A 12,242-nucleotide genomic window follows, 5' to 3' on the forward strand; every position below is an offset into this window, starting at 1 on the left:
GACCTTGTGGTGCATAACTATATATCAACATGCTTACAGTACCTTGCTGAGCAGCCAGATAACCTTGAGCCACTGCTACCTTGGAACATTAAACAAAGCTAGGTGTCGTTAGCTATACGCTTACTCTTCTTCAGATGTTTCTGGCGTTCTATTTTTTAGTAATTTGATTCTGGAAAACTCATCACTGATTGTAATTGATACTGACTTAGGCACTTGCTCAATCCTTGTAGATACAAAAGGAGCCTATAGAATTGCTCGTTTTTATTTATTATTAATATATCAACCATAGTCTAATTACTATTTTTATTCAATTACTTAGTCTTTTTCAACTTCAATAATTACTCGTGTGATTTGCTGTCGCGTAAACCTAAAAAGTCCAAATAACCAAAGCTTTATTAAAAGAATATGGTTAGCCGTATTAAACCATTTTGAAAAATAATCACAAGGTGAAAAAAGGTTGAATGCAACAGATATTCATGGCTCGCTTTAACATTATGATTATTTGGTTACCATTGCAGGTTGATAAGTTTGCAGCCTAAAAGTGCCTCTATAACCACATGAAATATAAATACTAAAAATCAGATAGTTGAAGCTTTAAATAATTCTATGCTTATCATTTTATATTCCGCAATTTAACGTGCCTTACGTAAGTTACAAATAAAAACAATAGAATAATTACTCTATACGTATTGAAAATCAAAAATTTCAAGGTACACTTGTGCGCTGAAATTTGAACTTACAGGTGTACGCTCAAATTATTAAAGTAATTATTTCAGTGCTTACCCTTAAATAAAGAAAACACAGGCCAATAAGCACTCGGTTTAGAAAGAGATGTAATGACGATGTTTACGCAGGCATTAGACCAATTTTCAAAATGGTTTTTACACCATCAAAGTTTTGCAGGTTATATAGAACCAATTATGCAGGTATTTAAACCTGCATGGCGTGCAGGCCAATTTAGAGCACAAGTGATCCATACAGAATCACACAAGGGTGAATATTTAAGTATTCAACTTAAGCCAAGTAAACAATGGCCTGTTCACATTGCTGGACAGCATATTAGCTTAACAGTTGAAATAAATGGGCGGTTATTAACGCGTGTTTTTACTATTGTTTCAAGCGCTCAACAATTTAAAAACACTGGGCTTGTGCGCTTACTAATTAAAACAAATGCACTCGGGCGCTTTACTGGTTTACTTAAAGAAACACTGCAAGCTGGTTCGTGGTGTAGTATCACCGCGCCAAGTGGTGAATTTATATTTAAAAACACTGGCGCACCAGTCACTTTTATCGCGGGAGGTTCTGGTATCACGCCAATACTCGCTATGCTTTACGAACATCTTGGCCAAATATCCACCAATGTCATATTAGTGTATTACGCAAAAACGTCTGAACATCAATGTGTTGATGAACTTAGCGAATTGGCTCTGCGATTTAAGCACTTTTCATTTTTATTATTAACCCGCGAACAATCAAATCAGATTACCAGCCATATTAACCTCGCAGAAAAACCTGATGTTTATTGTTGTGGTCCTTTAACCTTTATGCAAACGGTCAGTGATTTTGCTAAAAAACACGCATTAAATTATAACCAAGAAGCGTTCGGTTTAGCCCTGCCAAGCACCCATAACGCAGGCCAACTTAATGTTAAAATTAATAACCATGCACATGTTGTAACAAATACTGATGTGCTACTAACACAGTTTGAAGCAAAACAGCTGCCAGTAAAACGCGGCTGTGGCATTGGAATTTGTCATCAGTGTCAATGTATTAAAAAGTCTGGCGTGGTACGTAATTTAAAAACTGGTGAACTATCAGATAACGGCGAACAGCTCATTCAACTGTGTGTCAGCCAACCTGTTAGTGATTTGGAGTTACAATTATGAAAACTATTAACTATGAGCAACTAGCAAGCGAATTAGATGCTATAAAAATGCAGACGCTTGATAAAGTGGGTCAAAAAGATGCCGACTATATTCGCTCTATTGTACGTAAACAGCGCCTATGTGAATGGAGCGGACGTATTCTATTAATGCTTGGGTTTATTCAACCATTGCTATGGGTTGCGGGAGTATTGCTACTCGCATTAGCTAAAATCCTTGATAATATGGAAATTGGTCACAATGTCATGCATGGCCAATACGACTGGATGAACGACAAACAACTTAACTCCCAACACTATGAATGGGACATAGCATGTGATGGCCAAAGCTGGCACCGCGTGCATAACTTTGAGCATCATACCTACACCAATATTATTGGTAAAGACCGTGACTTTGGGTATGGTTTGCTACGCTTGAGTAATGACTTTAAATGGCGTTTGAAAAATATATGGCAGTTTATTACCTATATAAACTTAACTGTATTGTTTCAATGGGGTGTGTCATACCATGAGCTGGCAGCTGAGCGTGTATTTATGGGTAAAAAGAAAGAAAGCCGCGAAACTGACGTGTCTCACGCGATGTTAAAACGACGCTTTTTTAGTAAAGGTGCGCGCCAGTTAATTAAAGATTACGCGTTATTCCCGCTATTAGCTGGTCCATTATTTTTGTGGGTTTTAGCTGGTAATTTTCTTGCTAATTTAATTCGTAATTTGTGGACATCAACCATCATCTTTTGTGGTCACTTTACCGAAGAAACTAAAACCTTTAACGAGCAAGACTGCGTAAATGAAACTCAAGGTCAGTGGTATTATCGCCAAGTTTTAGGTTCATCAAATATTAACGGCGCTAATTGGTTTCATATATTAACGGGGCATTTGAGCTGTCAAATAGAGCACCATTTATTTCCTGACATGCCATCATCGCGCTATCAAGAAGTTGCTCCTAAGGTGCAAGCCGTACTAAAAAAACATGGTATTGCTTACAACACAGGTGGATTTTTTAAGCAATATACGTCGGTATTAAAACGCATTTTACGTTACTCTTTTAAATGATTTTTAATCACCCTAGATAACTAACCTGAGCTTAGGAGAATAAAAATAATATTAATACTTTTAATAAGTATCTGAGTAAATCTCTTAACCAAAGTTCAAGTTAACTAACTTTTTCGCTCGCCTTTAACCTTGCACCTATAAATTGAACTTACAAAAAAGCCACTGTTCATTACAAACAGCGGCTTCTCTTCTTAAAGCTTACAGCTCTAAAGCTTATTTAATTACTTCAAGGCCGTTCATATATGAACGAAGTACTTCAGGCACGACTACTGAACCATCCGCTTGTTGGTAGTTTTCTAAGATAGCCACTAAAGTACGTCCTACTGCTAGGCCTGAGCCATTGAGTGTATGCAGTAACTCTGGCTTCTTCTCACCCGCGCGACGAAAACGTGCTTGCATACGGCGCGCTTGGAAATCAACCATGTTTGAACATGATGAGATTTCACGGTAGGTATCTTGCGCTGGTAACCATACTTCTAAATCGTAGGTTTTTGCTGAGCCAAAGCCCATGTCACCCATACATAAAATTACTTTACGGTATGGTAGCTCTAGTGCTTGTAATATTTGCTCTGCGTGACCTGTTAGCTCTTCCAATGCTTGCATTGAATCTTCTGGTTTTACCAGCTGTACTAGCTCAACTTTATCGAACTGGTGCTGACGAATAAGGCCACGAGTATCACGGCCATAACTACCAGCTTCACTTCTAAAACACGGAGTGTGGGCAGTTAAACGAATTGGTAAATCTTTTTCGTCGTAAATTTCGTCACGCGCGCTGTTTGTCAGTGGTACTTCAGCAGTAGGAATTAAGCTAAAACCTTCTTGCTCTTCACCGTCATCATTTACAAGACCTTTAGTGTGGAATAAGTCTTCTGCAAACTTAGGTAATTGGCCTGTACCGTATAAACTGTCGCGGTTTACTAAATACGGTACGTACATTTCTGTATAACCGTTTTTATCTGTATGCGTGTCTAGCATAAATTGCACTAGTGCACGGTGCATGCGGGCCATTGCGCCGCGCATTACAGTAAAGCGTGAACCGGTAATTTTAACGCCCATTTCAAAATCAAGGCCGTTTAAATCTTGTCCTAAGTCTACATGATCTTTTACTGCAAAATCATACTTTTTAGGCTCGCCCCAGGTTGAAATCTCAACGTTATCAGATTCATCAGCGCCCGCTGGTACTGATTCATCAGGTAAATTTGGGATAGCTAAAGAAATTTGCTTAAGCTCTTCTAAAATAGCGTCTTGCTCAGCTTTAACACTATCAAGTTGCGCGCCTAAGTTGCTTACTGCATCTAACAATGGTTGTGCATCTTCGCCTTTAGCTTTAGCTTGGCCAATCGCTTTGGAGCTGCTGTTACGCTCACTTTGTAATTCTTGTGTTTTTACTTGTAATGTTTTGCGTTTTTCTTCAAGTGCGCTGACAGTCGCAGTATCTAGCTCGTAACCACGTGCTGCTAGACGCGCAGCTGTTTGCTCGAGATCTTGACGTAATAATTTAGAATCTAACATGTTAGTTTTTAACCTTTTTGCATTACCAGCTGAAGGCCCAGCCAAGCCATAAAAATACACACCACCACATTTAAGGTGATATTGAGGGCCATTTTAAAAAAGTGACCTTGTTGTAATAACAACAACGAATCCATTGAAAATGTCGAGAAGGTGGTCAAAGCACCTAGAAAGCCAATCCCTATAAGGGTTTTAGCGGGGCTAACGGTGATAATTTCGCGCTCTATCAAACCGTATAATACGCCCATCAACAATGAACCAAGAATATTAACCGTCAACGTGCCAAAAGGGAATCCCCTACCAAGTAGTTTTAGCATGGTTTCACTAATAAAAAACCGTAAACAGGCACCTGAGGCTCCTCCTGCGGCAATCATGAGATATATCTTAAGGCTTGTCATAGCGTTTTATGTCACTGTGATGATCGCGCTCTTTTAAATAGTCGAGCTTTTGCTTTATTTTTTGTTCTAAGCCACGATCCGTTGGAAAGTAATATTGCTTATCGGCTATCTGCTCTGGAAAGTACTTTTCTCCTGCAGCATAGGCACCTTCTTCATTGTGCGCATAGCGATATTCAGCACCATAGCCTAAGTCTTTCATTAAGTTGGTTGGTGCATTACGTAAATGCTCTGGCACCGGGTAACTTGGCTCGTTCTGCGCATCCGCTTTGGCTTGATTAAACGCCGCGTACACCGCATTACTCTTCGGTGCGCTAGCAAGGTAAATCGTAGCTTGTGCAATTGCACGCTCGCCTTCACTTGGTCCAACTCGCTGAAATATATCCCATGCATTGAGGGCTACTTCCATGGCACGCGGATCAGCATTACCAATATCTTCAGTGGCGATGGCGAGTAACCGCCTTGCAACATACAGCGGATCGCCGCCACCGGCTAAAATACGACAATACCAATACAAAGCACCATCTGGGGAGCTACCTCGAACTGACTTATGAAAGGCTGAGATCAAATCGTAAAATTCATCCCCCCCTTTGTCATACTTGGCTAAATGCGTTGGCAATACTTGACTGAGTACGTGCTCATCAACTAAGTATTGGCCGTTTTGCTCTACGGTTAAATCAATCGCCTGCTCAAGTAAATTAAGCACTTTACGAGCATCGCCATCACTGGCTTGGCACAACGCTTGTTTAGCATTTTGTGCAAGTACCACCGTTTTATTTTTCAGTTCATCATCGCTTGCAAGCGCTCGCTCAATAACAAGATGCAAATCAGTGTCTTGCAGTGATTTAAGGACATATACTCGTGCTCGCGATAAAATCGCATTGTTTAGTGCAAACGAGGGATTCTCGGTGGTGGCACCAACAAAAATAAAGGTACCATCCTCTATATGTGGTAAAAACGCATCTTGCTGAGATTTATTAAAACGATGTACTTCGTCAACAAACAGTAAGGTACGTTGGCCAAGACCTTCAAGGTTAGTACGCGCTTCACTCACCGCATCACGAATGTCTTTAATGCCTGCCGTTACCGCCGACATTTGAATCAGCGCCGCATCGGCATGGTTGGCAATAATTTGCGCTAAGGTCGTTTTACCAACGCCCGGCGGCCCCCACAAAATAAGACTGTGGCAACGCCCTGCTAAAATAGCTTGATAGAGAGGCTTATCTCGGCTTAATAGATGTTGCTGGCCAATATACTGATCTAAACTGGTTGGTCGCATGCGCGCCGCAAGTGGGCGCACATCGGGGCCAAAATTAAAGCCTAAATTACTCACCTTGACTTTGATCGTCTATTTCAACGCCTTCTGGAATACTAAACTCAAAGGTTGAAGTAGCAAGGCTTTGATTTACTTTAGTGTCGCTAAAAGTAAACGTAGATGATTGCCCTGAGCTGTCTTTAACCAGTAATGATGCTAAGCCAACTTTATCTGCTGCAAACACAATATCCAGCTGTTCAACTTGGCTTTCAACGCCTTTATTAGGTGTAACACTGAACCCAGTATCCGTGGCGTGTACTTGGTACTTTTGCCATTGCGCCGGATCTTTGGAGGTAAGTAATACAAACGGTGTTGAATCAATCAAACTGTGAGTATTCATAATCGTTACTTGCTCAGCAAAGCTGTCGAAGTAATAGGTTTTATCGCCATTTGATACAAATAACGTGTCATCAGGGCTCGCTTGTTGCCAACGGATCATCATTGGCTGTTGCAAGGCGATAGTACCTTCACCTTGCATAATTGATTGGCCTTGGTCGTCATTAACTTGCTGCGCAAATTGCGCTTGAAAACTCTTTAAACCGGCCAGTTTATCTTGTAATGCTTGGCTGTCATCCGTTGCACTGTCACTTGCAAATACTGATGCTGATAAAAAACAGCTAATTGCTAAGGCTAAATATTTAATTTGTTTCATTTAATTTGCTCCACCATTGGGCACTAATACATCACGGGCACCGTTATGACCTGGTGCGCTTACAATACCCGATGTTTCCATTTGTTCAACTAAACGTGCGGCACGGTTGTAACCAACACGTAATTTTCGCTGCACACTTGAAACTGACACTTTGCCTGTTTCAACAACAAATGACACGGCTTCATCATAAAGCGGATCTGATTCTTCATCCGCGTTTTCACTGGCTTCGCCTGGCAATAAAATATCCTCAGTGGCGTCACCATTTAAAATTTCGTCTATATAATTTGGTTTTGCACGTGCTTTCCAGTCATTCACCACCGCATGTACTTCATGGTCATCAACAAACGCGCCATGTACACGTATCGGTACGCTGGTGCCCGGCGGTAAATAGAGCATATCACCCATACCTAGCAGGTTTTCTGCGCCTTGTTGATCTAAGATGGTACGCGAGTCAATTTTACTTGATACCTGAAACGCCATTCGCGTTGGGATATTCGCTTTAATTAAACCAGTAATTACATCAACCGATGGGCGCTGTGTTGCTAGTATTAAATGAATACCTGCCGCTCGGGCTTTTTGCGCAATACGGGCAATTAGCTCTTCAACTTTTTTACCAACAATCATCATCATGTCAGCAAATTCGTCAATCACCACCACGATACTCGGTAACTTACCTAACTCGTCTGGTCCTTCTTTCATACCATCAGTATCTTTAAATAATGGATCGAGAATCGGGTAACCCGCCTCTTTCGCATCCAATACCTTTTGGTTGTAACCTTTTAAGTTACGAACACCTAACGCCGACATTAACTTATAACGACGTTCCATCTCACCTACACACCAACGCAGCGCATTGGCAGCTTCTTTCATATCGGTGACCACTTCACACAGTAAATGTGGGATACCTTCGTAAACAGAAAGTTCCAACATTTTCGGGTCAATCATGATCATACGCACATCATCAGGGCCTGATTTGTACAGTAAGCTTAATATCATTACATTAACGCCCACTGACTTACCAGAACCTGTGGTACCTGCCACCAGTAAATGCGGCATTTTACCCAAATCAGCACAGATTGGCTCACCGGCAATATCTTTACCTAAGACCATAGTCAGTGGCGATGGATTTTGCTCAAATTTTGGTGCGTCGATTACTTCTGATAACCGCACTATTTCACGGTGTTTATTCGGTAATTCAATCCCTACATAGGTTTTACCCGGAATAACTTCAACCACTCGGACACTAACCGCTGATAGCGAGCGGGCTAAATCTTTAGCAAGACCAGTAATTTTAGAAACTTTAATACCCGGCGCTAAATCAAGCTCAAAACGGGTTACAACAGGTCCAGGGTATACGGCAACAACCGTAGCTTGAACGTTAAAATCAAGGAGTTTAGTTTCAACTAACCTCGATACAGCTTCAAGCTCTTCTGGTGAAATTGGGTTTTTGGCTTTATCAGGTCTATCTAACAAATCAAGCGTAGGCAATGGCGTACTTGGCGGCTTTTCTTCGAGTAGCTGCTCAAACTTTTCTTTTGCGGTAGGTGGAGGCTGATAGGTACTCTTTGGTTTTGGCATTGGTCTTGCTGGCGAAACCACAGTAGTAACTGGTTTTTCAGGCTCAGTAACATGGCTTTGATCAAGCGCATTTAAGGCAGCCGCAGTGTCCATTGGTTCATCATCAATGGCGCTAAAATTAATTTCTTGATCCAGAATGTCATCCAAATCATCAAATGCAGGATGAGAGTCTTGATTTGACACCGCACTATCACTATCCACTTTTGGTTCTGAAAAGCGAATGGCGGGTGTTTCTTTACGTGTCTGTTGCTCATTAACAGGGTCTTGTTCAATTACAACTTCAGTATTTGCAGTGCGTTCGCGTTGTAACCATGCTTTTAAGTGATGGGCAATAAAACGATAACCTCGCATGATCAAATCGCCAATAAAATCGACACATTGCACCCACGACACGCCTGTTAATAATGTTAATCCAGCAAAAAAGAAACATAATAATAAAATCGAGGTACCGGTAAAGTTAAATGCAGGCATCATCGCTGAAGCTATCACATCACCGACTACCCCACCGGATGAAAAATTATAAATATCATCAAAATTAATACTACTGATAGCCGTTGCTGAAGTGATAAATAATGCAAAACCAATCACTCTAAGCGATAACGTTGTATAGTCGAGTTGAAATATTCTATGAGGTTGCTTAAATAATAAGTAGCCAAATATTTGTAGTGCAGCTGGCACAAAATAAGCTAACCAGCCAAATGTCAGCAATAAAATATCGGCGATCCACGCACCTGCAGCTCCAGTTATGTTTCTTACATTGTCATAACCTGTTTGCGACCAACTCGGATCAGCAGGATCAAAGCTTACCAGCGCACACAATATAAATATTGCGGCAAAGGTGCTAATTATTAAACCGGTTTCTAATAGTCTTTGTACACCGTTTAGGCGCATAACTCGCTATTCCTCATTTTTCTTTGTACTTCTTTGTACTCATTCTTAGCAATGGAATACCTTAGCAGGAAATACTTTTTGTTGCACTTTATCTTAACCATGATGGCCTGATTATGAACAGGTTTTTATTAATCGCGCATGTATCAATAATACAACTTAAGTAGTTACTAAAAAATGGCGCATAATTCAGCCGATATATGGGCGAATAATCACCCCTTGCTCGCCTTTTACTTCTTCCATAACAACATAGGTACGGCTTTCACTAACGTTCGGTAGCTTGAGCAGAATATCCCCTAATACACCACGATATTCAGACATATCATTTACGCGGGTTTTTAGTAAAAAGTCAAAGTTACCCGAGACTAAATGGCATTCGATAATTTCATCATGCTTTTTAACTGCAGCACTAAATTCATCAAACACATCAGGTGATGTTTTAGTGATTGTCACTTCGACGTACACCGACAAACCTTGCCCAAGTTTAGCAGGGTCAACCACGGCTTTATAACCGACGATGTAACCTTCGCGTTCGAGCTTTTTTACACGCTCTAAACAGGGCGTTGCACTGAGCCCCACACGTCGAGCTAATTCAACATTAGACACTCGGCCATCGTGCTGTAGCTCTATTAAAATCTTACGGTCAATACGGTCTAATAACTCATGCATAATAACGACTAGTTTTTTGTACTGTTTAAACGGTGTTTTCAGATTATATCACTAGAATACCGATTAAAAAAGGTGAGACACACTGCCAGTACATGAATATAATAGTGAAAAATTTTATCCCGTTCTATTAAGGCAATATTATGATTATCGGTGTACCTAAAGAAATAAAAAACCATGAATACCGTGTAGGTATGGTCCCTGCTAGTGTTCGTGAGTTAGTAAACCACGGCCACCAAGTTTTTGTTGAATCTGATGCAGGTATGGGCATTGGCTTCACTAACGAAGATTACACACTGGCAGGTGCAGAAATTCTAGCAACTGCTGCTGAGGTTTTCGCAACAGCAGAGATGATTATAAAAGTAAAAGAGCCACAAGCCGTTGAACGTGCAATGCTACGTGAAGACCAAATTCTTTTCACTTACTTACACCTTGCACCAGATCTTCCACAAACTGAAGACCTAATCAAAAGCAAAGCAATTTGTATCGCATACGAAACAGTAACTGATTCACGCGGTGGTTTGCCACTACTTGCACCTATGAGTGAAGTTGCTGGCCGTATGTCTATTCAAGCTGGTGCACAAGCGCTTGAAAAATCAAACCATGGTCGTGGCATGCTACTTGGCGGCGTACCGGGTGTTGAGCCAGCTAAAGTTGTTGTTATTGGCGGCGGCATGGTTGGTCGTAGCGCAGCACAAATGGCTGTTGGCCTTGGTGCTGAAGTTGTCGTACTTGATCGTAACATTGACGTACTACGCGCACTTGACGCTCAGTTTGGTAATAAAGTTAAAGCGATTTACTCAACAGCTGATGCACTTGAAAAGCATGTACTTGAAGCTGACCTAGTAATTGGTGGCGTACTTATCCCTGGTGCTGCTGCACCTAAACTAGTTACTGCTGAACACATTAAAGCAATGAAGCCTGGCTCTGCAATTGTTGATGTTGCAATTGACCAAGGTGGTTGTATCGCAACGTCTAAAGCAACAACTCACGCTGATCCGACCTTCATCGTTGATGACGTTGTTCACTACTGTGTTGCTAACATGCCAGGTGCTGTACCACGTACATCTACTTTCGCACTTAACAATGCAACATTGCCTTTCATCATTAACCTTGCAAACAAAGGTTATAAGAAAGCATTACTAGATGACGCTAATTTCCTTAAAGGTCTTAACGTGATCAAAGGCCAAGTAACTTACAAAGAAGTTGCTGAAGCCTTCAACATGCCATACGTAGATCCACGTACTGCTGTTGAAAACGCATAACTAGCGTTTAGAATAATAAAAGCCTGTGAACATCAGTTCACAGGCTTTTTTTATATCACCAAAAAAGTTTATTACAGCTTACATTGTGGGTTTTTACCCGCCGCTTTTGCTGCTTTTTGCTCATTTAATGCTTGTGGCAATTTTGCTTGTAGCTCTTTAATGCGGTTAGCAGGTGCTGGGTGAGTAGACATAAATTCAGGTGTATTACCACTGCCTGCTTTACTCATATTCTGCCAAAGTGTTACGGATTCTTTTGGATTAAATCCGGCTTTTGCCATTAAATCTAAACCCACTTGGTCGGCCTCAGATTCATGAGAGCGACTAAATGGTAAAATAACGCCGTACTGCGCACCTAAACCAAGACCTTGCATAATTTCGTTACGATATTGTACATTGCCCATTTCAAGTGCGGCACTGCCCGCTTGCATACCTGTTTGTAGCAAGGAACTTTGTGATACGCGTTCATTAGAGTGCTCAGCAATTACATGCCCTACTTCGTGCCCGATAACGGTTGCTAGCTGATCTTGATTTTCAGCCACTTTTAACAACCCTGTATGCACACCAATATAGCCACCGGGTAATGCAAACGCGTTAGCTGAATCGTCTTCAAATACCACCACTTCCCACGCCTGAGTTGCGTACTGTTGCGGTAATACTGCAATCACATCGTCAGCAATACACTTTACATACGCATTTACTTGAGGATTATTATTAATTTTTTGATTCTTTTTCATATCAGCAAAGCTTTGCTGACCCATCTGACTCATTTGTTGATCAGAATAAAGCGCAATTTGCGTACGCCCTGTTGGTGATGTTTTACAACCCGCTAATACAGCGGTGGCAAGCACAGCCAAAACTAATTTTTTCATTGTATTCTCTTAACTAACAATTTAATTGTTCTTAGAATAGCAAACCAGCCTGCAATTGAATATATCGACTGCCAGTAAAAACATCTGTTGCGTTATATTTCTGTTAAAGGCGATAGTTAGCATGCAAACTAAGTACCCAAGACTAATTGTCGCTGTTACAATAGCAGCCT

The 12,242-nt window shown here is 41.0% G+C and carries 10 protein-coding genes; 3 read left to right on the forward strand and 7 right to left on the reverse strand.

Translation table 11 applies throughout. The features are described 5' to 3' along the window. Nucleotides 1–842: 842 nt before the first annotated feature. Both H5187_RS18055 and H5187_RS18060 read left to right on the forward strand, forming a co-directional pair. Nucleotides 843–1,886 (forward strand): flavin reductase family protein, encoded by a 1,044-nt coding sequence (locus H5187_RS18055; RefSeq protein WP_182798131.1) that lies wholly within the window; start codon nt 843–845, stop codon nt 1,884–1,886. Further along, entirely contained in the window at nt 1,883–2,935 is a 1,053-nt protein-coding gene (locus tag H5187_RS18060; protein WP_182719385.1) for an acyl-CoA desaturase, read from the forward strand. The genes H5187_RS18055 and H5187_RS18060 overlap by 4 nt, the downstream gene beginning before the upstream one ends. A 213-nt stretch (nt 2,936–3,148) precedes the next feature. Here H5187_RS18060 and serS read toward each other — a convergent pair whose 3' ends face one another. The 6 genes from serS to lrp all read right to left on the reverse strand — a co-directional run bounded on the left by serS (nt 3,149) and on the right by lrp (nt 9,941). Next, the gene (serS, locus tag H5187_RS18065) at nt 3,149–4,447 is read right to left on the reverse strand and encodes a serine--tRNA ligase (RefSeq protein ID WP_145242225.1); all 1,299 of its coding nucleotides are present in this window, start codon (nt 4,445–4,447) and stop codon (nt 3,149–3,151) included. 8 nt (nt 4,448–4,455) lie between these two features. Beyond that, nucleotides 4,456–4,818 carry a fluoride efflux transporter CrcB gene (gene crcB / locus H5187_RS18070; RefSeq protein ID WP_392352509.1) on the reverse strand — a complete coding sequence of 121 codons (363 nt, stop codon included), beginning with the start codon at nt 4,816–4,818 and terminating at the stop codon, nt 4,456–4,458. Nucleotides 4,819–4,828: 10 nt separating this feature from the next. Continuing rightward, the gene (locus H5187_RS18075) at nt 4,829–6,172 is read right to left on the reverse strand and encodes a replication-associated recombination protein A (protein ID WP_182719386.1); all 1,344 of its coding nucleotides are present in this window, start codon (nt 6,170–6,172) and stop codon (nt 4,829–4,831) included. Then, on the reverse strand, nt 6,165–6,806 hold the full coding sequence (lolA, locus tag H5187_RS18080; protein WP_149982719.1) for an outer membrane lipoprotein chaperone LolA: 642 nt from the start codon (nt 6,804–6,806) through the stop codon (nt 6,165–6,167). Before lolA ends, H5187_RS18075 begins: the two co-directional genes overlap by 8 nt. After that, nucleotides 6,807–9,275: a DNA translocase FtsK gene (locus H5187_RS18085; RefSeq protein WP_182731956.1), complete on the reverse strand. Its 2,469-nt coding sequence runs from the start codon at nt 9,273–9,275 to the stop codon at nt 6,807–6,809. It lies immediately after the preceding gene. Nucleotides 9,276–9,461: 186 nt separating this feature from the next. Continuing rightward, nucleotides 9,462–9,941: a leucine-responsive transcriptional regulator Lrp gene (gene lrp / locus H5187_RS18090; protein ID WP_145242214.1), complete on the reverse strand. Its 480-nt coding sequence runs from the start codon at nt 9,939–9,941 to the stop codon at nt 9,462–9,464. Nucleotides 9,942–10,081: 140 nt separating this feature from the next. Here lrp and ald point away from each other — a divergent pair, with 140 nt between their 5' ends. Then, nucleotides 10,082–11,203, forward strand: a complete 1,122-nt coding sequence (gene ald, locus H5187_RS18095; RefSeq protein ID WP_149982720.1) for an alanine dehydrogenase — start codon at nt 10,082–10,084, stop codon at nt 11,201–11,203. A gap of 71 nt (nt 11,204–11,274) precedes the next feature. On the opposite strand, the gene H5187_RS18100 is transcribed toward ald, so the two are convergent. After that, nucleotides 11,275–12,072, reverse strand: a complete 798-nt coding sequence (locus H5187_RS18100) for a M48 family metallopeptidase (RefSeq protein WP_145242210.1) — start codon at nt 12,070–12,072, stop codon at nt 11,275–11,277. Nucleotides 12,073–12,242 lie beyond the last annotated feature (170 nt).

It is taken from the genome of Pseudoalteromonas sp. SG44-1, assembly GCF_014164315.1.
Lineage (GTDB): Bacteria > Pseudomonadota > Gammaproteobacteria > Enterobacterales > Alteromonadaceae > Pseudoalteromonas > Pseudoalteromonas rhizosphaerae.